Origin of the sequence: Streptomyces sp. SAI-127, assembly GCF_029894425.1 — a bacterium.
Taxonomy (GTDB): Bacteria; Actinomycetota; Actinomycetes; order Streptomycetales; family Streptomycetaceae; genus Streptomyces.
Window position 1 is genome coordinate 7,077,689 of the sequence record NZ_JARXYJ010000001.1, and the last position, 23,032, is coordinate 7,100,720.

At 70.5% G+C, this 23,032-nt stretch carries 18 protein-coding genes and 2 pseudogenes; 8 read left to right on the forward strand and 12 right to left on the reverse strand.

The annotated features are described in order from the left end of the window. Nucleotides 1–8: 8 nt before the first annotated feature. The 10 genes and pseudogenes from M2157_RS32580 to M2157_RS32625 form a co-directional block, all read right to left on the reverse strand. Nucleotides 9–1,103: a BMP family ABC transporter substrate-binding protein gene (locus M2157_RS32580; RefSeq protein WP_280866980.1), complete on the reverse strand. Its 1,095-nt coding sequence runs from the start codon at nt 1,101–1,103 to the stop codon at nt 9–11. An 89-nt stretch (nt 1,104–1,192) separates the two neighbouring features. Next, a complete protein-coding gene (deoD, locus tag M2157_RS32585) occupies nt 1,193–1,909 on the reverse strand; it encodes a purine-nucleoside phosphorylase (RefSeq protein WP_280866981.1) in 717 nt (238 codons plus the stop codon). After that, nucleotides 1,909–2,670: a glutamine amidotransferase gene (locus M2157_RS32590; RefSeq protein WP_280857429.1), complete on the reverse strand. Its 762-nt coding sequence runs from the start codon at nt 2,668–2,670 to the stop codon at nt 1,909–1,911. The genes deoD and M2157_RS32590 overlap by 1 nt, the downstream gene beginning before the upstream one ends. 58 nt (nt 2,671–2,728) lie before the next feature. After that, nucleotides 2,729–3,472 (reverse strand): substrate-binding domain-containing protein, encoded by a 744-nt coding sequence (locus tag M2157_RS32595; RefSeq protein WP_280866982.1) that lies wholly within the window; start codon nt 3,470–3,472, stop codon nt 2,729–2,731. Continuing rightward, a pseudogene (locus tag M2157_RS32600) lies at nt 3,429–3,788 on the reverse strand (LacI family DNA-binding transcriptional regulator); the annotation flags it as partial. The gene M2157_RS32595 and the pseudogene M2157_RS32600, both read right to left, overlap by 44 nt. Nucleotides 3,789–3,871: 83 nt before the next feature. Continuing rightward, the gene (locus M2157_RS32605) at nt 3,872–5,215 is read right to left on the reverse strand and encodes an amidohydrolase (RefSeq protein ID WP_280866983.1); all 1,344 of its coding nucleotides are present in this window, start codon (nt 5,213–5,215) and stop codon (nt 3,872–3,874) included. Between the two features lie 304 nt (nt 5,216–5,519). After that, nucleotides 5,520–8,498: an aminotransferase gene (locus M2157_RS32610; protein ID WP_280866984.1), complete on the reverse strand. Its 2,979-nt coding sequence runs from the start codon at nt 8,496–8,498 to the stop codon at nt 5,520–5,522. 158 nt (nt 8,499–8,656) lie between these two features. Continuing rightward, a complete protein-coding gene (locus tag M2157_RS32615) occupies nt 8,657–9,097 on the reverse strand; it encodes an Lrp/AsnC family transcriptional regulator (protein ID WP_280859004.1) in 441 nt (146 codons plus the stop codon). Between the two features lie 5 nt (nt 9,098–9,102). Beyond that, nucleotides 9,103–9,429, reverse strand: coding sequence for an SDR family oxidoreductase (locus tag M2157_RS32620; RefSeq protein ID WP_280859003.1), 327 nt, complete (start codon nt 9,427–9,429; stop codon nt 9,103–9,105). 172 nt (nt 9,430–9,601) lie between these two features. Further along, nucleotides 9,602–10,870 carry an MFS transporter gene (locus tag M2157_RS32625; protein WP_280857425.1) on the reverse strand — a complete coding sequence of 423 codons (1,269 nt, stop codon included), beginning with the start codon at nt 10,868–10,870 and terminating at the stop codon, nt 9,602–9,604. A gap of 171 nt (nt 10,871–11,041) precedes the next feature. Here M2157_RS32625 and M2157_RS32630 point away from each other — a divergent pair, with 171 nt between their 5' ends. Next, a complete protein-coding gene (locus tag M2157_RS32630) occupies nt 11,042–11,620 on the forward strand; it encodes a TetR/AcrR family transcriptional regulator (protein ID WP_280857424.1) in 579 nt (192 codons plus the stop codon). A 128-nt stretch (nt 11,621–11,748) separates the two neighbouring features. Here M2157_RS32630 and M2157_RS32635 read toward each other — a convergent pair. Next, nucleotides 11,749–11,934: pseudogene (locus tag M2157_RS32635) on the reverse strand (family 1 glycosylhydrolase); the annotation flags it as partial. Nucleotides 11,935–11,945: 11 nt separating this feature from the next. Further along, a complete protein-coding gene (locus tag M2157_RS32640) occupies nt 11,946–13,289 on the reverse strand; it encodes a mucin-1 (protein ID WP_280866985.1) in 1,344 nt (447 codons plus the stop codon). Nucleotides 13,290–13,475: 186 nt separating this feature from the next. On the opposite strand from M2157_RS32640, the gene M2157_RS32645 reads away from it, so the two are divergent. The 7 genes from M2157_RS32645 (at nt 13,476) to M2157_RS32675 (ending at nt 22,900) form a co-directional block, all read left to right on the forward strand. Then, entirely contained in the window at nt 13,476–14,489 is a 1,014-nt protein-coding gene (locus M2157_RS32645) for a LacI family DNA-binding transcriptional regulator (RefSeq protein ID WP_280857421.1), read from the forward strand. A gap of 94 nt (nt 14,490–14,583) precedes the next feature. Then, entirely contained in the window at nt 14,584–15,924 is a 1,341-nt protein-coding gene (locus M2157_RS32650; protein WP_280866986.1) for a sugar ABC transporter substrate-binding protein, read from the forward strand. A gap of 139 nt (nt 15,925–16,063) precedes the next feature. Further along, on the forward strand, nt 16,064–17,017 hold the full coding sequence (locus tag M2157_RS32655) for a sugar ABC transporter permease (protein ID WP_348541834.1): 954 nt from the start codon (nt 16,064–16,066) through the stop codon (nt 17,015–17,017). Between the two features lie 6 nt (nt 17,018–17,023). Next, the gene (locus M2157_RS32660) at nt 17,024–17,905 is read left to right on the forward strand and encodes a carbohydrate ABC transporter permease (protein ID WP_280866988.1); all 882 of its coding nucleotides are present in this window, start codon (nt 17,024–17,026) and stop codon (nt 17,903–17,905) included. 151 nt (nt 17,906–18,056) lie between these two features. After that, nucleotides 18,057–20,447 carry an MMPL family transporter gene (locus M2157_RS32665; RefSeq protein ID WP_280866989.1) on the forward strand — a complete coding sequence of 797 codons (2,391 nt, stop codon included), beginning with the start codon at nt 18,057–18,059 and terminating at the stop codon, nt 20,445–20,447. A gap of 140 nt (nt 20,448–20,587) precedes the next feature. Beyond that, nucleotides 20,588–21,898 (forward strand): histidine kinase, encoded by a 1,311-nt coding sequence (locus M2157_RS32670; RefSeq protein ID WP_280866990.1) that lies wholly within the window; start codon nt 20,588–20,590, stop codon nt 21,896–21,898. Between the two features lie 66 nt (nt 21,899–21,964). Continuing rightward, nucleotides 21,965–22,900 (forward strand): SGNH/GDSL hydrolase family protein, encoded by a 936-nt coding sequence (locus M2157_RS32675; RefSeq protein ID WP_280866991.1) that lies wholly within the window; start codon nt 21,965–21,967, stop codon nt 22,898–22,900. The last annotated feature ends 132 nt before the right edge of the window (nt 22,901–23,032 follow it).

Genomic DNA, 23,032 nt, shown 5'->3' on the forward strand with positions numbered 1-23,032 from the left:
CTCGGAGGTCAGAAGGCCGAAGGGACCTTGACGGCACCGGACTTGACCTTTGCGGCCTGCGCCTTGAGCTCGGCGCGCACGGCGGCCGGGACGAGCTTGTCGAAGTTGGCGTTGTCCACGTAGCCCACGCCGTCCTCGGCCAGGCCCACGGCGGCGGGCTTCCCGTAGGCCAGGGTGCCGGCCTTGTTCGCCTCGGCCGCCAGGTAGAGGGCGTTGCCGGCGTTCTTGAGGATGGAGGTGACGACGGTCTGCCGCTGGGCGGGGTCGGTCAGCGTCCTGTACTGGTCGGAGTCGACGCCGAAGGCGTACCGCTTCGTCGATACGGCCGACTCGAAGACGCCGAGGCCCGAGGACCCGGCGACGGGCCACACCAGCTCGGCTCCCTGCCCGTACATCGCCGAGGCGATCTGCTTCCCCTTGGCCGGGTCGCCGAACGGGTTGTCGCCGCCGACGTACTGCACGAGGACACCGGAGGACGGATTCCCGCCCGCCGCCTTGAAGCCCGCCTTGAATCCGACGACGAAGTCCTCGATGACCGGGATCTTCACTCCGCCGATCACGCCCACCTTCCCGTTTCCGGTACTGCCGGGAAGAGCCTTGGCGGCCACCAGTTTGTCGGCGAGGAATCCGGCCAGATAAGCGGCCTCGTTCTGCTTGAAGGTGACGGAGTAGACGTTCGCGCACTTGTTGGAACAGCCGCTCTTGCCCGTGTAGTCGACGGATCCGTCGAAAAGCCAGAACTTCTTGTCCGGGTACTCCGGGGCCAGTTTGGAGACGAAGCCGACGGTGTCGACGGTGCCCGCGGCGAGTACGTCGTAGTCGTCGCCGGCGGCGGCGTCCTCGAAGCCGGAGGACCACTTGGTGCGGTCGCTGCCCAACTCGACGACCTTCAGGCTGTAGCCGAGGTCCTTCTCCGTCTTCTGCAGGCCCGCGTACGCCGAGTCGAAGAAGGAACGGTCACCGAGGTTTCCGTTGATGACGAACTTGATTCTCAGCTTTCCGGATTTCCCGGACGAGGCGGAGTCCGTGGCGGTCGAGGCGCCGCATCCGGCGAGGGTGAGGGAGAGCGCCGCGACGGCCCCCAGAATTCTGATCTTGCTCATCGTCTGGATTTTCTTTCTCTAGCGGGGACCGGTCTTTGCCATTGGCCGAAAGCTATGCAATGCAAAACGTTTTGGCTATGGCCGTCGTGTTAGGAAATTGTTTCCGCGAGCAGTGCGGTGGCCGCGATGGTGACGGCGCGGTCGAAGTCCGTCTCGCGTTCGGCGGGAGTGAGCGCCTCCGCGCGGCGCACATGGTCGCTGACCGTCAGCACGGCGAGCGCCTGGCCGCCCTCGGCGGCGGCGGTCGCGTAGAGGCCCGCGGCCTCCATCTCCACGGCCAGCGTGCCGTGCGCCTCCAGCCGCTCGAACAGCGCCGGGCGCTCCAGGTAGAAGTGGTCGGTGGTGAACACGGGCCCGACATGGATGTGCCGTCCGGTCCCGGCGGCCTGAGCGGCGGCCGCGGCCAGGCGGAAGGAGGCGGCGTGGCTCAGGTGCACCCCGTCGATACGGTGGCTGCCCATCGCGGAGTCGGTATGAGCGGCGGTGGCCACGACGACGTCCCGCAGTCCCACCGAGGGGGGTATGCCGCCCGCCGTGCCCACCCGCGCGATGCTGCGCACGCCGTAGAACCGGAACAGCTCGGTGGCGTAGATCGTGACCGATGGCATCCCCATGCCGGAGGCGAGGACGGACAGGGGCACGCCTCGGTAGGTTCCGGTGTATCCCTCGATGCCGCGCACGTCGGTGACCAGCCGGGCGTCCTGAAGGATCGTTTCGGCGATACGGCGTGCCCGGCGCGGGTCGCCGGGCATCAGCACGTCCGGTGCGAAGTCGCCGGGGGCGGCCGAGAGGTGGGGGGTGACCATCAGGCGTCCTCCTCCACCGGGGCCTGCGCCAGCCAGCGGACCAGCCGGTCCCACAGTTCGGGGTAGCCCTTCCAGTCCAGGAACGCGGGCGGGGCCCAGTGCGGCGCCAGGTCGGACGTGAAGGCCGCCGACCTTCCCTCCCCGTAGCCGCCCACGGCCAGCAACGGATGGCCCGCGCACTCGACGAGGAGGTCCGCCCCGTCCTTCACCGTCACCTCGTTGAGGCCGAGCAGATCCGGCCAGGTCGCCTCCAGCCCGTCGACCACCTGGTGCCGGGCGACGACCCGCGGTGGGGCCCCGGCGGGGAGTTCCACCCGGTCGTCCCGGTCGTGCAGACCGACCGGCAGTGCGGCAGCCAGCGGCGTGCGCCCCCAACGGGCCTTGGCGTCGATGCCGGTGAAGGTGAGATAGCCGCCGACCATCAGCAGGCCGCCGCCGCGCTCGACGTAGGCCCGCAGCAGTTCCGTCCGGTCCGGCGTGGGCACCGAGCGGGCGAAGGTCTCCGGCGTGAGCTGGAAACTGTTGGCCCCGACGTCACTGATCACGACGACGTCGTAGGGCTTCAGGCCCTCGGCCGTGGCGGGCAGCCTGCTCGGTATCTCGTGCGCCGGGACGTACGTCACCGTGTGGCCGCGGTCGCGCAGCGCGTCGAGGAAGACCTGGGCGCCCTCGACGTACTCGGAGGTGAAGAAGGAGTCGAACCCCTTCTGATGGACGGAGTGGATGAACCAGGACTCACCCACGACGAGGACATGGGGCATCGCGGAACGACCTTTCAGGTGATGTGTGGTGCGTGGTGGTGGGGCGGCGGTGCCCTGTTCAGCGGGGCGGGCGTACGGGCGCCGTACTGGCGCGGACCTTCAGCCGGACGGGCAGGATGTGCCGGGAGGCGGGGGGCACCTCGTCCCGGTGGACGTAGCTCAGCAGCTGGGCGCCGGCCGTGCGGCCGACGTCGTAGGCGGGCTGGTGGACGGTGGTGAGGCGGGGGTGGACACGGGAGGCGATCATGATGTCGTCGAAGCCGGCCACCGAGACGTCGTCGGGGACGCGCAGGCCCGCGTCCTCGAGGGCGGCGATCGCGCCGAGCGCCATCAGGTCGTTGGCGGCGAACACGGCGGTGAAGCGGCGCGGGCCGCCGTCCTCCAGGGCCGCGGCGACCAGGTGGTAGCCGGACCGTTCGACGAAGGCGCCCTCGACCTCGGTGACCCCCGCGTCGCCGAACGCCTCCCGGAAACCGGCGATCCGTTCCAGGCTGCTGACCAGGTCCGTCGGGCCGCTGATCGCCAGTACCCGGCGGTGGCCCAGCTCCCTCAGGTGCTGTCCGATCAGCCGGCCTCCCGCGCGGTGGTCGGCGGTGACCAGGATGGTCTGCTCCAGCAGACCGGGAACGACCTCGTCGGGCCAGGGCGATGGGGAACCGCCCGAGCAGCGACGCCAGCCGGCCCTGGGAGGGCGGCGATCCCGAGGCGTACACCATGCCGTCGATGAACCGGCCGCGCAGCAGTTCCAGATAGCGGTCCTCGCGGTCGGGGTCGAACTCCGTGTTGCACAGGATGACCCCATAGCCCAGGTCGTGGGCGGCGTCCTCGACACCCTTGGCGAGCTCGGCGAAGAACTGGTTGGTGATGTCGGGCACCAGCAGCCCTATGACGTTGGTCGAACCGGCCTGGAGATTGCGGGCCGTCGAGGCCGGCACGTAGCCGAGCCGGCTCACGACCGAGCGGACCCGGTCGGCCGTCTCCTCCGCGACCGGCCGGTTGCCGCTCAGCACGTGCGACACCGTGGTCGGGCTCACCCGGGCGGCGGCGGCCACGTCCTTGATCGACGCGGGCCGCCGCAGCCGACGGCGACCCCCGTCGTCGTCCTGCTCACGAGGCATGGTGCTGCACCGCCTTGCCGCGGGGGGTGCCGGGGGGCGGGTTCAGGGTGTGCAGTCGGCGGCGGCCCGCGTGCTCGTGCTGTTCACGGGTCATAGTGCTGCACCGCCCTGCCGTGCGAGGTGTCGAGCAGCGCGGGCACGCGGGCCTCGATCTCGGTCAGGAGCCCCGGCAGGTCCACCGTCAGCAGCCGGCCGTCGCGTACGACGACCCGTCCGTCGACCACGACCGTGCGCACATCGCTCGCCCGCACGCTGTAGACCAAGGCCGCCACCGGGTCGTGCACCGGCCGGCAGTGTGCTCCGCCCAGGTCGACCAGCACGATGTCCGCGGCCCGGCCCGGCTCCAGCGCGCCGATCCGGTCCCCGAGCCCGAGCGCCCGGGCCCCGCCGCGCGTGGCCAGCCGGACCGTGTCGGAGACCGACATCCAGGTGGCGTCCCGCTCGGCCTGCTTCTGGGTCAGCGCGACCAGCCGCATCGCCTCCCACACGTCCAGCGTGTTGTGCCCGGCCGCCCCGTCCGTACCGGCCCCGACGGCGACACCGGCGTCCAGCAGGCCCCGCACCGGCGTGAGCGGACGCAGGGCGTGCTTCAGGTACACCTTCGGGCAGCAGGCCACGCCCGTACGGTCCCGGTGCGCCGCCAGCGTCGGCAGGTCGTCCGGGACGATGCCGCACCCGTGCGCGATCAGCGCGCCCGCGTCCAGCACACCGGTCCGCTCCAGCACCGTGATCGGCGTGATGCCACGCTTCGCCAGGCTCGACTCGGTCTGCTCCAGGTGCTCGGCGGCGTGGAGGTGGATCCGTAGGCCCAGGTCCCGGGCCAGCTCCGCGACCCGCACGAGGTCCGCGTCCTCGACGGTGTACGGCGCGTGCGGGCCCAGCGACGCGGTGACCCGCCCGTCGCCCGTGCCGTGCAGGGCGGCTGCGGTCCCGGCGCTCTCCTCGAGGGCCGCGCGGCCCTGACTGCTGAAGCAGGTCGGCGCGATGTCGGCCCGGATTCCGGTCCGTACGACGGCATCGGCGATCCGCTCGGCGTGGAAGTAGTGGTCGGCGAACGTGGTCACCCCGCTGAGCAGCATCTCCGCACAGGCCAGCTCCGCACCGAGGCCGATGTCGGCGGGGGTGAGGTTGACCTCCATGGGCCACACCCGCTCGTTGAACCAGGCCTCCACGCTCACGTCCTCGGCGGCGCCGCGCATCAGCGTCATCGGTCCGTGCGTGTGGGCGTTCACCAGCCCGGGTACGGCGATCAGGCCCGTGCCGTCCACGGCCTCGGCCCCGGCTGAGTCCGGCCCTGAGCCCGCCGGGCCCAGCCAGGCGATCACACCGTCCTCGACCAGGATGTCCTGGTCGGTCTCCACTCGGCAGGGGCCCTGCTCGGGCACCAGAAGCACCGAGCAGGACGTCACGATCAGTCGGCGCATCATGCGGATCCTTCCGTCCGAACCGGACGCTAAGGATCCAAAACGTTTTGCACAAGCCCCGGGCCGAGCTGACCGGAGCGTGCGTGGTTTCCCCTCCGCTGACACCCCGCAGGCACGATCTGTCGACGTCAGGGAGTGAGGGAGCACGCGGATTCGCGTATCCGACTGCCGGCCCTGCATTCCCGCCAGTTTCCGCGCGCGGCGTGGTTGAGGAAGTGCCCGGGCGTGCCGCTGTCGAAGACGACGACCTGAACCTGTTCGTCCGGGTGACCTTGCAACCCGTCCGCACGCGCGGGCCCCCCGGCCCTCAGCGTGACGCGTGCTCACTTCCGTCACGTTCGCCCAGCTCGGTGAGGGCGCGGTCGAGGGTCTCGGTGAAGAAGTCGACGGCGGTGGAGTCGATGCACAGCGGCGGCTTGATCTTGAGGATGTTGAGGTGGTCGCCGGTGGGCTGGACGATGACGCCGAGTTCGAGCATGCGGTCGCAGAGCTCGCTCGTCTCCTCCGTCGCCGGTTCCAAGGTGGCGCGGTCGCGGACCAGTTCGACGCCGAGATAGAGGCCGGAGCCGTGGACGGCGCCGATGATGTGGTGGCGGTGCGCGAGGGCGCGGAGCCTGCTCTTGAGGCGGGCGCCGTTGCGTACGGCGTTGCCCTGGAGGTCTTCGTCACGGAGGGTGTCGAGGACGGCGAGACCGGCGACGCTGGAGACGGGGCTGCCGCCGGTCGAGGAGAAGAAGTAGCCCTGGTCGCGGTATCTGGCGGCGATGGCCTCGGAGGTGATCACGGCGCCGAGCGGGTGACCGTTGCCCATGGCCTTCGCGACGCACACGATGTCGGGGACGACCCGCTGTTGCTCGAATCCCCAGAACCAGGTGCCCAGACGGCCGTAGCCGACCTGGATCTCGTCGGCGACGGCCAGGCCGCCGTGGCGGCGCACCGCCTTGTACACCTGGTCCAGGTATCCGTCGGGCAGGGCGACACCGCCCGCGTTGCCGTAGTAGGGCTCGCTGATGAAGGCGCCGGGCGGCCGGCCGTCCGCGGCGAGGTCGTCGATGACCCGGACGGCCTCGGGCGCGTACGCGGAGGCCTTCTCGCCGCGGTGGCGTCCCCGGTAGGAGTTGGGTGAGTCCAGCGTGTGAACCCAACTCGGCCGGGTGGCGAGGGCGTTGGGGTTGTCGGCGACCGACGTCGAGACGGCGTCGGAGGCGTAGGTCCAGCCGTGGTACGCCTCGCGCAGGGCGAGGACGTCGGGGTGGCCGGTGGCGCCGACGGCCAGGCGGATCGCCAGGTCGACCGCTTCGGAGCCGGAGTTGACGAGGAAGACGGTGTCCAGCGGGTCGGGCAGCAGCGCGGCCAGCCGCTCGGTGAACTCGACGACGGAGGCGTAGTGGAAGCGCGAGTTGGTGTTGAGCCTGCGCAACTGCCGTGAGATCGCCTGTTCCACGCGGGGGTGTGCGTGGCCGAGGGGGGTGACGTTGTTGACCATGTCCAGGTAGGAGCGTCCGTCGGTGGACATCAGGTGGTGGCGCCAACCGCGTTCGATGCGGGGCGGGTCGTCGTAGTAGTGCTCCTGGACGGTGGCGAAGGCGGCCTCGCGTCGTGCGAGCAGGTCCGGCTGCGGCGGGGTGCCGGCGGCGGGCGAGCCGATGAGCGGGGAGGGATCGGCTGTGAGGGCGAGCCAGCCGGCGGCGTACTCGGGCCTGACCAGCGCCGGAACGGCCGGACCGTCGGGGTGCTGCAGGGAGACGTGGACGTGTGCGCCGGCGGGCAGGGAGACCAGTTGCTCGCCTGCGCGTATCGGCGTTCCCTCGGGCGGGCCGGGTCGGACGGCGTCGGTGAAGGTCAGGTGGAGCACGTGCGGCCGGCAGGTCAGTACCGCGTGGCCGGGTGCAGCGTGGAGCAACTCCCCGTCGCAGGGCGCCCGGAGGGCGGTCGGCCGCTGGAGCCAGAGGTCGACGCCGGTGGCGATCGTCGCGGGCGAGCTGTGGGACAGCGCCCTGGCCGCGCTGAGCCGTGGCTGGGCGTAGCGGGTGGCCACCGCCGCAGTTCCCTGTGCGAGGAGAGAAGCCGCGAGGCGGTCCGGGGTGCTCTCCTCCATCCAGGCTCCGTGGTCCATCGTGTCGGCCTCGGTGGAGAGGTCGAGTACGGCGACATCGGTGAGAGCCGGCTCTGCCACCAGGGGTTCGACCGGCGGCCGGGCGGGGGCTCGGCGCTCGGCCAGGCCGAGGGTCTCCGTGACGAGGCCGGTCATCACCGCGCACGGCACGGCGGTGGCCTGCTCGAAGATCCGCCACTCCTGGTCGAGGTTGGCGTGCACGTAGGCGTTGTCCGCGTCGACCGCGGCCTGGTGCCGCCCGCTCACGACGAGGGTGGCGGCCCGGAGCACGGTGAGCGGCCACAGGGCCGCCGCCTCCTCGGCGGACAGCGGGCGGACTTTGTGGAAGGCGCGGACGGCAGCCAGCACGTGGTGCGGTTCCATGCCGTCGTGGTGCAGTATCGAGGACAGGGTCACCGCGAGTTCGCACACCGCCCAACTCGCCGTCACGTCCCCGAAGTCGATGATCCCGTCGGGCAGGGGGAGACGGCTGTCGGGTGAGCGGACCAGGTTGTCGTCGGTGAGGTCCAGGTGCACGGCCTGCCGCGGGAGTCGGTCGCCGACCTTCCCCACCTCTGTCCACGCCTCGGCCGTCGCCGCCAGGACAGCGGTGCGGCGCGCCGCTTCCGGTATGTGCTCCACAAGCAGGTCCACGACGCGGTCGGCGTACCGCAGATCCCACTGCAGCACACGCTCAAGCCCGGGGTGACGAAAGGTACGCAGCGCGGTGCTGACGCGGCCGGCGACGCGGCCCATGGCGGCGACCGTGCGCGGGGAGAGGTGGCGTGGCCCCGACAGGGTCCCGCCGTGCAGATAGCGCAGCAACCGCGCCGTGGCAGGTCCGCCGTCGGTGGGGACGGTGGCGGTCTGCGCGGCGCCGTCCGGTGTACGCAGGACCGTGGCCAGGCGCAGGTCCCGGTGTGCGGCGGCGATCAGGTCGGCGGCGGTGTCCTGGGCGTCGATCTCGGTGGCGCCGAACGCCGGGTTCGCGATCTTGAGGACCGCCGTGGGCGTTCCGTCGTCCTGACGCAGCAGGAAGTTGGCGTCCTGCTGGCTGCCCAGCGACTCGGCACGCGCGGCGATTCCGAAGCTCTCGGCGGCGATGCGCCGGGCCTGGTCCGGTGTCACCTCAGGGGCGGCGAGGGCCTCGCGTGCGAAGAAGTCGACGGTGCGCGGCTGATGGTGCGTCATGGCGTCTGTCCTCGGCTGTCGGTGAGGGAGGGTGTGGTGGAGTGGCCGGGACTGTGCGCAGGTGACGGGGCGCTAGGTGTACGGGCCTGGTCGGACCATGTGGCTCGCCCGAGCAGTGGAGGACGAGCGCGCCCCGAGCGACGTGAGCAGGGCGCTGCTCAGCCGACGTTCCAGAGGAACCGATGGGTGTGAATCCCGAAGTAGGGGAAGCTCTCCACCGTGGTCACGCCCTCGATGGGACGCACGACGTCGTTGACGAAGTCCAGCAGGTCACGCGGATGCCGGCAGACGGCCTCGGCGAACAGGTCGAAGGTGCCGGCCGTCAGGACGGCGTAGACGACCTCGTCGTGGCGTGAGAGTTCGTCGGCCACCGCTCGCGGATCGCCGTCGACGCCGAGCCCGAGGAGGGCCATGGCCTGCCCGCCCATGGCCATCGGGTCGGTGACGCCGACGACCTGCACCGCCTTGGTGTCGATCAGCCGCTGCAACCGTTGCCGGGCGGCCGACGCCGACAGGCCGACCTTCGGGCCGAGATCGGCGTAGGGGATGCGGCCGTCGGTCTGCAGCTCGCGCAGGATGGCCCGATCGATGTCGTCCAGGACATTCACCTCCCAGGTGCGCGAACAGCTAAGCATGCGAGCGATTCACGCGCAATACACTCGCATCGCCTTCGATTCGATCGCCATGAAACGTGAATCGAGCGCTCCGATCCTGGTTGCACGGGGCTCGGTCGCGGCCACGTCTCCGGAAGACCGTGTCCGCCATCGGCCACGAGTACCGATCCGGTGACGAACGACGCCGATTCGTGCGCCAGAAACATGGCACAAGCCGCGATCTCGTCCGGTGTGGCACTGCGCCCGATCGGGCCGGCTGCGGCGGCGCTGCCTCGACGTGAAGGGGCCGCTTCCGGCTGCCCCCAATCGGCATCAATTAGTCAGGTAGTCGTAGCGTCGACGTATCTCCTACGCAGGGCAGGGCGGGACCCGGGGGGTGTCTGTACGTCCCGTCGCCGTGGCCGGGGCCCGGGCGAGTGCCGCCGGGCGCGCGCTGATTACTTCGCAGCTCGACGGGTTCGTTGTGGAAGCCGGGGCGCTACCTCGGGCTCAAGAGCGGTCTTCTCGGTGGCCTGCGGGATTCGCGCTGGGCAGCGTGTCGTGAGGGACGTCCACCGCGGTGGTGGAGCGGCCGCGGGTGTCGGCGGCCGGAGCGATGAGGGTGGCGGAGGCGACGAACGCCAGAACCACCACCATGGCCGAGCGCAGCCCGTAGTGGTCGCCCAGGAACCCGAGGGCGGGCGGCCCCACGAGAAAGGCGACGTAGCCGATGATGGCGACCAGTGAGACGCGGGCGGTCTGGTCGGGGCCTGAGTCGCCCGCCGCCGACAGGGCCACCGGGAAGCCGAGGGAGGCCCCAAGTCCCCAGAAGAGCACGGCTGTTGCCGCGACCACAGCGTTGTCGGAGAAGATGACCAAGAGAAGCCCGACGGCACCGGAGACGGCACTCGCGCGCACGACGGCGGCCCGCCCGAAACGACCGAGGAAGTATGTGCCGCTGAAGCGTCCCAGGGTCATCGCCGCCGCGAACCCCACATAGACGAGCGAGCCCATCGCGGCGTCGAGGCCGTGGCCGTCGACCATGAGCAGCGGCAGCCAGTCGTTGGCGGCGCCCTCGGCCAGCGCCATGGCCAGCACGATGGCGCCGATGAGCAGCAGCTTCCGGTCCTTCCACACCTGCGGCCGGGGCCGTTGCGCCGGACCAGGACCGGGACCGGAAACCGGCGTCGACGGCGCGGCGCTGATGCCGATACCGACGGGAACGGCACGCATCGCGCGGACCAGGATCCCCGTGGCGACGAGCGCGACCACGGCCAGATGCCAGGAGACGGGGACGTCGGCGGCGGTGGCCGCCATTCCGGCCGACCCCCCGATGACCGTCCCCAGGCTGAAGCAGCCGTGCAGCGTGGGCAGCACCGCGGTCCCGGTGATGCGCTCCACGTCGGCGCCGTCCACGTTGACCGCCACCTCGCCGCCGCCCATGCCCGCGCCGAACAGGCACAGCCCCGCGGTGACCAGCGGTGCCGACGGCACGGCGCTGCCCGCACCGATGACGGCCGTGCCCACGATGATCAGGAGAGTGCCGAGCGCGATGACCGGCCGGGTGCCGAACCGGGACACGAAACGGCCGGAACACAGGATGCCGATCATGGAACCGACGGACAGGCCGAACAGGACGAGACCCATCTGACCGGTGGACAGGCCCAGTTGATCGCGGACATCCGGGGTGCGCGTGACCCAGGACGACAGGGCGATGCCAGGAAGAAAGAACAGGAGGAACAGGGCCTGACGGCGTCGGCGTACGGCGCGGTCTGTCAAGGAGGAGCTCCGCTGGGTTCGGAGGATGGGATCACATGATCGACATTCAGGTCACGAACGTATCAAATATATCTATAGTTGCAACACTGGAGAATCAATTAATGGGGTACCCGTAGCGCTCGCGTATCCTCTAAAAGGGACCCCGGGTAGCGAACCAGACAGGAGACAGACATGGGCCGAGCACTGCGGGCAGATGCCGAGCGCAGTGTGCGCGCGATTCTGGAGGCGGCCGAGCGGGTCCTCGCCCAGGACGCCGGCGCTTCCATGGAGCAGATCGCCGAGGCGGCGGGGCTGACGAGGATCACCGTTCACCGCCGGTTCGCGAACCGGCAGGCACTGCTGGAGGCGCTCGCGGTCTCCGCGAAGCAGCAGATCATCGACGCGATCGAGGAAGCCCGGCCCGCTGCCGCTCCCGCTCTGGTGGCGCTGTACCGGGTGACCGCGAACGTCCTGCGGGTCAAGGACACCTGGCGCTTCACCCTCAGCCACTCCACGCCCCACACCGCCGCAGCGGCCGCCCTCTGGGAGGAGATCGACACCCGCACCGTCGAACTCCTGAACCGGGTGCAGCGGGAGGGGCTGCTCGCCCCGGACGCGGACCTGGACTGGACGCGGCAGGTGTACTACGCCCTCCTCGGCGAAGCCCTCGACAGGCCCGGTGCCGATCAGGATCCGGCCGCGCGGGACCCGGACGCGCTGGCCGCACTCGTCATCGACACCCTGCTGCACGGCGCAGGACCGCGAGGCTGACCTGCGCTGATGCGCTGACCCTGGGCAGTGACCATCACGGTGTCAGACGCTGACCCGCGGAAGAACCCGGGTTCGGGCGAAGCCGCCCAGCCAGGCAGCGGACGGCTTCGGTGTGCGTGTGAAGGTGTGTCCTCGCGCCAGCGGTGATAGCTGTCGCAGGCATCACCGCTGGGTTCCGGGAGGGTGCTGTCCTCTTCGTGCTCCCGGTGCCACCAGTCACTGCCCACGTTGTTGCCCTCGATCTGGTGGGCGGCGGTGGAGGCTCCCCACAGGAAGCCGTCGGGGAAGGGGCGACCGCCGGAAGTCGACTTCATGGCTGTGCCTTTCAGGTCGGTACCGGTCCGGGCCAGATGGCCGAGGCGTCGTCGCGGCCGGGGTCGGGCAGGTGGACCGGACGGACGGTGAGGGTGCGGGTGCATCCTTCCGTCACCGCCGTCCAGGGGGCGGGGTGACCCGAGTAGCACAGGCTGGTCAGGACGAAGGCGCCGTCGGCGTACACCTCGACGTACTCACCGATGGTGAGGATGCGCAGGGTGGCGGCGGGCTCGGTCAGGTCGGACTCGGCGAGCCTCCTGCCCTCGGGGCCGGTGACCCAGAGGTTCTTGCCGTCGCACCCGACGGCCAGGGCGGGCCGGCCGTCGTCTCCGGTCCGCAGGGTGATCTCGATCCGCCCCGAGACGTCCACGTCGCCGACCGCGTGCAGCACGGGCTCCTCCGTCTCCTCGCCCAGCCAGCCGTCCAGGCCCGGCCACCACTCCAGTCGGGGCGCCGAATCCTCCGGCACCACAAGGGACTTGGGCTGCGCGAGCATCCCCCGGCAGCGCTCGCCGGAGTCGGTGAGGCCGACGCGGCGTGGGGTGGTGTGCAGCACGACACGTGAGCCGTCGGGAGCGGCGATGACCCGGGGAGCGTACGAGCCGGTCGGGCCCAGCGGACCGCGGCGGGTCCAGGGACCGCGCAGCCGGGGCGCCGTCCATGCCTCGAAGCCGCGCGTCGCGCCGATGGAACCGAGCAGCAACCAGCTGCCGTCGTCCAGGCGTTCCAGGACCGGGCACTCCAACTCGTCCACGTCGCCCGGTGAGATGAGCGGGGGCTGCACGGTCCAGTGCTCCAGGTCGTCCGACGTCGCCCACGCCACACAGCCGCTGACCTCGACCGGCAGGGAGGCGTCGGCTGCGCAGATCACCATGACCCAGCCGTCCGACTCGTCGTCGCGTACGACGAACGGGTCGCGCCAGCCCATGTGTTCGCCGGCGCGGTACCACCGCGCGTCCGCCTCGACGACCGGTCCGGTGCCGTGGCGCCGCCAGCCGGTGCCGTCCGTGCGGTCCGAGTACGCCAGCCCGACCGACTGCAGCGGCCAGCCGTCGGGGGTGAGACCGGAAACGCCCGTGTAGAACATCGCCATGCCGGTGCCGTGGCGGACGGGGTGCATGGTCCACACCGCCTGCTGGTCGAAGCGACCGGGCAGTCCGTTGCCGAAGGCGGTGCCCTCCGGCCTCCAGCGGACCAGGTCGGTGGACGTGGCCCTGCCGTACGACGTCTCCATCCTCAGGTGGTCGAACTCGGCCGTCCACGGGCCCTGCAGATGCAGCACCGCGTAGGTGCCGTCGTCGTCGCGGAGCAGGGCGAAGTCGTTCACGCAGAGGCCGGGCGGGGCGTATCGCATGCACAGTTCCTGTCGGCTCGCAGCGCGCAAACGCGTGCGCTGACCAGTGATCCAGAAGGTCTCGCTTGAGAATCGGCCCAAGTAAAACTGAACGCAAACGCTTGCGCAACAAGGAGGCCGGGTTTACGGTCACGTCACCCCCAGATCACACCGACGTGAAACCGACGGGAGAAATGCGCTGTGACCGTGAGCATCACCGATGTCGCCCGCGCCGCCGGAGTCTCGGCGTCCACCGTGTCCCGCGCCCTGCGCGGCCGGCAGGGCGTGTCCGACGAGGTGCGCGCTCAGATCACGGCCGTCGCCGCGCAGCTCGGCTATACGGCGTCCCAGTCGGCGTCCAGCCTGGCGAGCGGGCGCACCTTCACCATCGGCGTCGTGGTCCCGTACGTGGGCCGCTGGTTCTTCGGCACCGTGCTGGACGCCGCCGAGCACGTGTTCAGCGCCGCCGGGTACGACGTCCTGCTGTACAACCTGGGCTCGCCGGAGACCCGCAAGCGCTTCTTCACCAGGATGCCGGTCCGCAAGCGGGTGGACGCGCTGCTGTCGCTGCTCATTCCCGACGACGAGGAGTCGGCCGCACTGCGTTCCCTGGGGGTGCCGCTGGCCAGCACGGTCGGCGGCGCCCGGCCCGGCTTCACCGTGGTCGGCATCGACGACCGGGCCGGCACGGAGAGCGCCGTACGGCATCTGGTGAACCTCGGCCACCGCCGGATCGCCATGATCAGCGGGTCGAGCGGGCCGCAGCACTGGACCACGCCCATCGCGCGACGCCAGGCGTACCTGGACGTGCTGGCCGAGGCCGGGATCGAGCACGATCCGGCCCTGGAGGCGGACGGCGACTACACCGTCGAGGGCGGCGAGCGGGCCATGACCGAACTGCTGGCCGCCTCCCGGCCGCCGACGGCGGTGTTCGCCCAGTCCGACGAGATGGCGATGGGCGCGCTGCGCGCCCTGCGGCGGCACCGGCTGAAGGTGCCGGACGACGTGTCCGTCGTCGGCTTCGACGATCACGAGCTCGCCGACGTGATCGGACTGACCACCGTCGCCCAGCCGGTGGCCGGCCAGGGCGCCGAGGCCGCCCGGCTGCTGCTGCGGCAGCTCGACGAGCCGGGCACCGAGGCACCCGGGCACGTGCAGATGCCCATCCGTCTCGTCCTGCGCGAGACGACCGCCCCGCCGCGCCCGCGCGGACCTCAGTGACCCCTCCGCGGCCGTCAGGCCCGAGGTACCCCACGCCCCACGCCGGAAAGCACCAGCGCACTTCGAAACCCTCGCATCGCACGGAGGCACAACCATGAGCTCGACCAGCAGAAGGTACCGCCGCACGGCCTGTACGAGTCTCGCCCTCGTCCTGCCCTTCGCCGCCCTGGCGGCCTGCGGCGGCGGCAGCGGTGGCACCTCCGCCGACGCGGGCAGCGGCAAGGGCACGATCAGTGTCTGGGCCCACCAGGGCCAGAAGAGCGAGGACACCGCCCTGCAGAACGCGGTGAAGTCCTTCAACTCCTCACAGAGCAAGATCAAGGTCGAGCTGAAGCTCATACCCGGCAACGACTACACCAAGACCATCACCGCCACCGACGCTTCCCAGCTGCCGGACGTGATGGAGTTCGACGGACCGACCATGGCGAACTTCGTCTACAACAAGAAGCTCGCCGCGATCGACTCGTACGTCTCCGCCAAGACCATGGGCAACGCCACCGCCGCGAGCAAGGCGCAGGGCGAGGTCGACGGCAAGCACTACGGCCTGGGCATGTACGACTCCGGGCTCGGCGTCTACGGCAACAAGAAGCTCCTGGACGCGGCCGGGGTGAAGTACCCGACGGGCCTGTCCGACGACTGGACGGCCCCTCAGTTCACCGCCGCACTCAAGGCACTCAAGGCCAAGGACTCCGACGGCAAGGTCCTCGACCTCCAGGAGAACAACGGCCTGTCCAACGAGTGGGGCACCTACGGCTTCGCCCCGATCGTGTGGTCCGCCGGCGGCTCCCTGCTCAAGGACGGCAAGGCGGAGGGCGCCCTCGACACCCCGGCCGTGGTCTCGGCCATGAAGACCTTCCAGTCCTGGAAGACCTACACCGACCCCAACACGGACGGCAACGCCTTCGCCAAGGGCCGCGTCGCTCTCAGCTGGGTCGGCCACTGGATGTACCCCGCCTACAGCAAGGCCCTCGGCAGCGACCTCGTCGTCCTGCCGCTTCCCGACTTCGGCAACGGCCCCAAGTCGGGCCAGGGTTCGTGGGCCTGGGGCATCGGCGCCAACACCAAGAACGCCAAGGCGGCCGGCGCCTTCCTCGACTACCTCATGAACGACACCAACGTCACCGCCATGACGACGGCCAACGGCGCCCCGCCCGCCACGAAGACCGCGCTCGCCGCCAGCCCCCTCTACCAGCGGGGCGGCCCGCTCCAGCTCTTCGCCGACCAGCTCGCCAAGCCCTGCGGCGACAGTGACATCACCAAGTCCTGCGTCGCCGTCACCCGCCCGGTCACGGCCGGATACCCCACGGTCACCGCCAAGTTCAGCGACGCCCTGAACTCGATCTACGGCGGCGCCGACCCGAAGAGCGCGCTGGCCAAGGCCGCCCGCTCCATCGACCAGGACTTCTCCGACAACGCCGGATACAAGATCCCGTAGGACCGTGTCGGCCGCGGCGGGTACGCGCAGACGCTGCCCGCCGCGCCGGGAACAGGACCCACCCGTGAAGACAGTGGAACCAGTGGACCCCTTGGACCCCGCGCCCGCCGCGGCCCCCGACCGGGAGCACAGCCCGCCCATGACCGCCGTGAAAGCAGCCCGGTCGACCCGTTCCGGGCCCCGGAACAGGCCCAGGAACCGCGACTGGCTGCACGGACTGCTGATGTCCGCGCCCGCCGTCGCCGGGCTCGTCGCCTTCGTCGGCATCCCGTTCGCCTACGCCGTCGTCCTCTCCTTCTACAACGTCCGCCTCGGCTCGCCCCTGGCCCCCTCGTTCTTCGGCCTGGAGCAGTACCGGCGGCTGTTCACCGACCCGGACCTGTCGGGCCCGTTCCTGCGGGCCCTGCTGAACAACCTGACCTTCGCCGTAGTCGTCGTACCGCTCCAGACGGGCTTGGCGCTGGCGCTGGCGATCCTGCTCAACCGCAAGCTCAAGGCCATCGGCCTCTTCCGCTCCTTCTTCTTCATGCCGGTCGTCTTCCCCATGACGCTGGTCGCCGTGATCTGGCGGCTCATCCTCGCCCGCAGCGACCAGGGCCTGCTCAACTCCGCACTGCACGCGGTGAGTTTCGGCAACTGGGGCGCCTTCGACTGGCTCGGCGACTCCGCCACCGCCATGGCCTCGGTCATCGTGCTGTCGGTATGGCAGGGCGTCGGCTTCCAGATGGTCATTCTGCTGGCCGGCCTCCAGCAGATCCCCGGCGAGCTGTACGAGGCCGCCGAGCTCGACCGGGCCACGCCCTGGCAGCAGTTCCGGCATGTCACGCTGCCCGGCATCCGCGGCACGCTCGTCTTCGTCGCCACGCTCACCTCGGTGCTGTCCTTCCGGGTCTTCGACCAGGTGTACGTCCTCATCCACGGCGGCGGTCTCGACGAGGACGCCACCCGGACGGTCATGTACCAGGCCGTCACCACCGCCTTCGACCAGAACAACATCGGTCAGGCATCCGCGATCACCGTCGTCTTCTTCCTGATCGTCGTCGCCCTGACCCTCATCCAGCGCCGCGTCGTCCGGCCCGACAACGAGGACTGACCCCACATGGCCACGACCACGACCACGGCTACGACCGCGACCCGCGCGCCACGCCGTCGGCTGCGCCTGCGCCGCGTCGGCGACTACGCCGTCCTCAGCGTGCTCGCCTTCGTCTTCGTCCTGCCGGTCCTGTATCTGCTCCTCGGCAGTCTCAAGCCCTCCGACGAAGTACTGAACGGCCTGAGCGGCTTCCTCCCCACCCACCTGTCCTTCGACAACTACGCGCGTGTCCTCGACGCCCTGAACTCCGACAGCACCGGCTACTTCTGGCGGTTCATGGGCATCTCCCTGCTCGTCGCGTTCGTGGTCGTGACCGGTGGCCTGTTCGTCAACTCGATGGCCGCGTACGGCATGTCACGGCTGAAGTGGCGGGGCAGGGAGGCGGTCTTCACGCTCGTCCTGCTGCTGATGCTGGTCCCGTTCGAGTCGGTGGCGGTGCCGCTGTTCTACATGTTCAACGAGCAGCGCAACACGATCTACATCCAGGCGATCCCGTTCGTGGCCAACGCCTTCTCGATCTACCAGTTCCACACGTTCTTCCGCTCGATCCCGCCGAGCATCGAGGAGGCGGCCCGGCTGGACGGAGCGGGTCCGTGGCGCACCTTCTTCGCGATCATCGTGCCGATGAGCAAACCGGTCTTCGCCTCCATCGCGATCCTGACCTTCCTCACCCAGTGGGGCTCCTTCCTGTGGCCGGTCCTGATGGTCTCCGACCCCTCCGTCCGCCCCCTCCCGCTGGAGATGAGCGTCTTCCAGGGCCAACAGCCCCCGGACTGGGGCCAGATCCTCGCCTTCGGCGTCCTTCTCGTCCTGCCCGTCCTGATCGTCTTCGCGTTCTTCCAACGCTGGTTCGTCCAGGGCGTCGCCAGCTCGGCGGTCAAGGGCTGAGCGAAGACGGAATAGTACTGAGGTACTAGGGGGCCTCGCCGGATTCGGTTCCGCGGTACGGGATGGTCGCCCGGTACCGCTCCTACGTTGAGATCGCGGGTCAGTCAGGACCGGCTCACCCAATGATCTCTTCTCCTGGTGGGAGTACTCCGTGGCCACCTTCCTCTATCGGCTCGGCCGGCTGGCGTTCCGGCGACGACGCGTCGTCGCGATGCTGTGGGTCGCCGTCCTCGCCGCCATCGGCATCGGCGCCATGAGTGCGCCCGGCACCTCCTCCGGGGCCCTGAGCGTTCCGGGCACCCAGTCCCAGCGGGCGATCGACCTGCTCCAGAAGGAGTTCCCGCAGGCCTCCGCCGACGGCGCCACCGCGCGTGTCGTGTTCGAGGCGCCCAGCGGGCAGAAGCTCACCTCCGCCGCCAACAGGACCGAGGTCGAGTCCCTGGTGGCGAGGCTGGAGAAGTCACCGCAGGTCTCGGGCGTCACCGATCCCTTCGCCGACGGCCTGGTCAGCAGGTCCGGCACCATCGCCTACACCCAGGTGTCCTACAAGGTCGCCCAGGCCGACGTCGGCGCCGCGGCCCACACCGTCCAGACCGACGTCGTCGCCCAGGGCGAGAAGGCGGGCCTGAAGGTGAGCCTGGGCGGCAACGCCGTCGAGAACAAGGCCACCAGCAAGGCGGCCGAGCTGATCGGCGTGGGGGTCGCCGCCGTCGTCCTGGTGATCACCTTCGGCTCGATGATCGCGGCCGGACTGCCCCTCCTCACCGCGATCCTCGGGGTGGCCGCGGCCGTCCTGTCGGTCACACTCGCCACGCACTTCTTCGACCTGGCCTCGTCCTCCACGACCCTGGCACTGATGCTGGGTCTGGCCGTCGCCATCGACTACGCCCTGTTCATCGTCTCCCGCTACCGCAACGAGATCCGCGACGGCCACGAACCCGAGGAAGCCTGCGGACGTGCCCTGGGCACCGCCGGATCGGCGGTCGTCTTCGCGGGCCTGACCGTGATCGTCGCGCTGAGCGGCCTGAGCGTCATCGGCATCGGCATGCTCACCTCCATGGGCCTGGCCTCCGCCTTCGCCGTCGCCGTAGCCGTGATCATCGCGCTGACCCTGCTGCCCGCCGTGCTCGGCTTCGCCGGTATGCGGATCATGAAGGGCAGGCTGCACACCCGCCGCATGAAGGCGCTGGAGCGCGGCGAGGGCGAGTCGATGGGCGTGCGCTGGGCGAGGTTCGTCACCCGCAACCCGGTCAAGGTGCTCGTCGTCTCGGTGGCCGGCCTGGCCCTGCTGGCCATCCCCACGATGTCCCTGAAGATGGCCCTGAACGACGACTCCGGAAAGCCCCCCGGCACCACCCAGCGCATCGCCTACGACACCCTCAGCAAGGGCTTCGGGCCGGGCTTCAACGGACCGCTCACCGTGGTCGTCGACGCCCGGGACAGCGACAGTCCCAAGGCCGCCGCCCAGGACGCGTACACCATGCTGAGCAAGCTGGACGATGTCGCGGCCGTCCGGCCTCCCTCCTTCAACCAGACCGGCGACGTGGCCCTGCTCGGCGCCGTCCCCAAGAGCGCCCCCACCAGTGAGGCCACCAAGGACCTCGTGGGCGAGATCCGCGACCACGGCGCCGCCCTGCACCAGGACACCGGCGCCGAACTGATGGTCACCGGCCTGACCGCAGTCAACATCGACGTCAGCACCAAGCTCTCCGACGCCCTCGTGCCCTACCTGGCCATCGTCGTCGGGCTGGCCCTGATCCTGCTCCTGCTGGTCTTCCGGTCGATCGTGATCCCGCTCAAGGCCGCTCTCGGCTTCCTGCTCAGCGTGGTCTCGACCCTCGGTGTCCTGGTCGCGGTCTTCCAGTGGGGCTGGCTGAAGGACCTCTTCGGCGTCGACCAGACCGGACCCATCGTCAGCCTGCTGCCCATCGTGCTGATCGGCGTGGTGTTCGGACTCGCCATGGACTACGAGGTCTTCCTCGTCTCCCGGATGCGGGAGGAGTACGTCCACGGCGCCGAACCCACACAGGCCATCGTGCAGGGCTTCCGGCACAGCGGCCGGGTGGTCACCGCCGCCGCGGTCATCATGGTCTCCGTCTTCTCCGGATTCCTCCTCGACGACGAGGTGCTGATCAAATCCATCGGCCTGGGGCTCGCCGCCGCCGTGTTCTTCGACGCCTTCGTCGTCCGGATGACCATCGTCCCCGCGGTGATGGCCCTGCTCGGCCACCGCTCCTGGACCCTGCCGGAGTGGCTCGACCGAATCCTGCCGAACGTGGACGTCGAGGGCGAGAAACTGCGCCACGCTCTCGAAGCCGATCGGGAAGCCGAGCAGACGGACTCCGCGCCCGAACCCGTGCCCGCCGGTGTCGCCGCGACGGTCCACGCAGGATCGGACGACCACGGCGCCCCCCGGGCCTTCACCGGCGTCCGCACTTCTGACGATACGGAAACGCCGGCACCTGCCCAGCAGGCCGACTCGACGGAGTCGCAGGCACCCGCCCGCAGGAAGCTGCTGAAGAACCCGATGCGCAGGAGTTGACGAGAGCGGGCCGCAGCACCGGCTTCCGCACCGGCTCCTGACGTGGCGGTCGACTCCCACCGGCCGTCTTCCCCGCCCCGCCCGCCGGCCCGATCCCCCCGGGCCGGCGGGCGGCCCGACCTTGCGAAGGGCCAACCCCCGTGCCCGCACCGAGTGCCCCCGCTCCCGCCCCACGCCCGGACGAGCGCCAGTTCCTCCAGGCCCTGACGAGCGATCCCGAGCAGCGGGTGATCGCGTCGGCGGCCTCCCGGCTCGCCTCGTGGCGGCGGGCCGACCGGGCCCACCCCTGGGCCCGGCGGTGGGCGATGCCGGTCTTCTGCTTCGCGGTCGGCAGCGACGCCTACGTCAATCCCCACAACGTCAGCGACCCCCAGCTGCCGATCGTCCTCGCCTTCTGCGTCCCGCTGCTGTGGCGGGAGCGGCGTCCCATGCTGATCTTCGCCCTCACCACGGCCGTCTCGATCGTGTCCCTTCCTCTCGGTGTGCTGACAGGCGCAGAGTTCGCCAGGGTGATCGCCCTCTTCAACGTCGGCCGGCACTGCACCCCACGCCGACTGGCGGTCGCCACCGGCGTCACTCTCGTGCAACTCGTCGCATGGGCCTACTTCTTCTGGCGCGGCCGGCAACTGGAGTACGTCACGCGTCCGGAGCCCGTGACCTTGATGGTGATGGTCGCCGTGGCGGCGTTCGCGGCACTGGGCCTGCTCCTGCGGCTGGCCTACGCCTACATCGACGCACTCAAGAAACAGCGCGACCAGCAGTCCCGGCTCGCCACCGCACAGGAACGCGCCCGCGTCTCCCGCGAGATGCACGACATCCTCGGCCACACCCTCGCCGTCATCGTCGGTCTCGCCGACGGCGCCGCCGCTCTCGCCGAGGCCAAGCCCGAACGCGGCGCCCAGACCCTCCGCATCATCGGCGTCAGCGGCCGCGACGCCCTGGCCGAACTGCGCCGCCTGCTCGCCGTCATCGGCGACGACCAGGACGGCAGGGACGGCTCACACGACGTCCCACTCGCCCCGCAACCCGGCCTCGCAGACCTCGACGCGCTGCTCGACCGGGTCCGCGCCGCCGGCCCCGCCGTCGCCCTGCACGCGCACGGCGACCTCACCGGTCTGGCCCCCGGACTCCAGCTCTCCGTCTACCGCATCATCCAGGAGGCCCTGACCAACACCGTCAAGTACGCCGCCTACGACACCTCGGTCCACGTCTCGATCGCCGCCGACCCCGACACCGTGCGCCTCACCGTCGAGGACACCGGCCCGCCCCGCACCCCACGTGCCCGGCGCGGCCCCGCCGGCGGCGGCCGGGGCCTGGTCGGTATGCGCGAGCGCGCCGCCCTCTACCGGGGCGAGGTCACCGCCGGCCCCAACCCGCACGGCGGCTGGACCGTCCACGCCGTCCTCATCCCCAACGCGCCGGCCAACTCCCTGGAGCAACGCCCCGCGTGACCGCGGAACGGCCCGCACACGGAATGCCCCGCCATCCAGCACCGCCACGACGACAGGAGAAAACCCATGGGAGCGTATGCACGCGCAGCTCTGGCCGGGATCGTGAGCTGCGGCGTTCTGCTCACCGCCGTCCTCATCGGACGGCCGGACGGCAACCACGACAGCTCCCAGGACGAGCGACCGCAGCCCGGGCCCTACGTCGCTCTCGGCGACTCCTACACCTCCGGCCCGAGGATCCCCCGGCAAACCGGGACACCGGCCGGCTGCGACCGCTCCGACCACAACTACCCCGCACTCGTGGCACGCCACCTCGGCGTGCCGGCTGCCGACTTCCATGACGTCAGTTGCAGCGGCGCCACCGTCATCGCCCTCACCGCCCCGCAGAAGACGTCCAACGGCACCAACCCCGCCCAGCTCTCGGCCCTCTCGAAGCGGACCCGGCTGGTCACCCTCGGCATCGGCGGCAACGACATCGGCTTCGCCTCGACGGTCACGAGATGCGTCACGATGGGTGCGATGTACCGCGCGACCGGCAGCGGCCGCCTCTTCTCCGACGACGCGCCCTGCGAGAAGCAGTACGTCGACGGCGGCACCGACGAAGTGAAACAGAAGATCCGGGCAACCGGCCGAACGCTCTCCGCGGCGCTGGCCGAGATCGCACGGCGCGCGCCGAAGGCCCGGGTCTACGTCGTCGGCTATCCGGCGATCCTGCCCGCCGAAGGGAAGGGCTGCGGCAGGGAGCTCCCCCTCGCGCCCGGCGACGCGAGCTACCTGCACGACAAGGGGGAGCAGCTCAACACCATGCTGCACGAGCAGGCCGAGGCCGCCGGAGCGACGTACGTCGACACCTACTCCCCGTCCGTCGGCCACGACGCCTGCTCCGCGCGGAAAACCCGCTGGATAGAGCCCCTCCGGCCCAGCAGCCCGGCCGCCGCCGTCCACCCGAACGCGCACGGCGAGCAGGGCATAGCCGACGCCGTGCTCCGCACGCTCGCCTCATAGCAGCCGCCAGGAGCATGAACGTAGTACTCCGGTACCGGCCGGCGTCGCCGTATTCCCGCCCACAGTGCCGTGGCGCCCGTCGATACCGCTTCTAGGGTGAGGTCCGGGCCCGGCAGGCCCGTCCACACAAGA

Excerpts from the sequence above, each read along its gene's own strand:
- M2157_RS32580 (WP_280866980.1), bottom strand. The coding sequence starts at position 1,103 with ATGAGCAAGATCAGAATTCTGGGGGCCGTCGCGGCGCTCTCCCTCACC.
- deoD (WP_280866981.1), bottom strand. The coding sequence starts at position 1,909 with ATGGTCACCCCCCACCTCTCGGCCGCCCCCGGCGACTTCGCACCGGAC.
- M2157_RS32590 (WP_280857429.1), bottom strand. The coding sequence starts at position 2,670 with ATGCCCCATGTCCTCGTCGTGGGTGAGTCCTGGTTCATCCACTCCGTC.
- M2157_RS32595 (WP_280866982.1), bottom strand. The coding sequence starts at position 3,472 with ATGGGGTCATCCTGTGCAACACGGAGTTCGACCCCGACCGCGAGGACC.
- M2157_RS32605 (WP_280866983.1), bottom strand. The coding sequence starts at position 5,215 with ATGATGCGCCGACTGATCGTGACGTCCTGCTCGGTGCTTCTGGTGCCC.
- M2157_RS32610 (WP_280866984.1), bottom strand. The coding sequence starts at position 8,498 with ATGACGCACCATCAGCCGCGCACCGTCGACTTCTTCGCACGCGAGGCC.
- M2157_RS32630 (WP_280857424.1), top strand. The coding sequence starts at position 11,042 with ATGGGCCGAGCACTGCGGGCAGATGCCGAGCGCAGTGTGCGCGCGATT.
- M2157_RS32640 (WP_280866985.1), bottom strand. The coding sequence starts at position 13,289 with ATGCGATACGCCCCGCCCGGCCTCTGCGTGAACGACTTCGCCCTGCTC.
- M2157_RS32650 (WP_280866986.1), top strand. The coding sequence starts at position 14,584 with ATGAGCTCGACCAGCAGAAGGTACCGCCGCACGGCCTGTACGAGTCTC.
- M2157_RS32655 (WP_348541834.1), top strand. The coding sequence starts at position 16,064 with ATGACCGCCGTGAAAGCAGCCCGGTCGACCCGTTCCGGGCCCCGGAAC.
- M2157_RS32660 (WP_280866988.1), top strand. The coding sequence starts at position 17,024 with ATGGCCACGACCACGACCACGGCTACGACCGCGACCCGCGCGCCACGC.
- M2157_RS32675 (WP_280866991.1), top strand. The coding sequence starts at position 21,965 with ATGGGAGCGTATGCACGCGCAGCTCTGGCCGGGATCGTGAGCTGCGGC.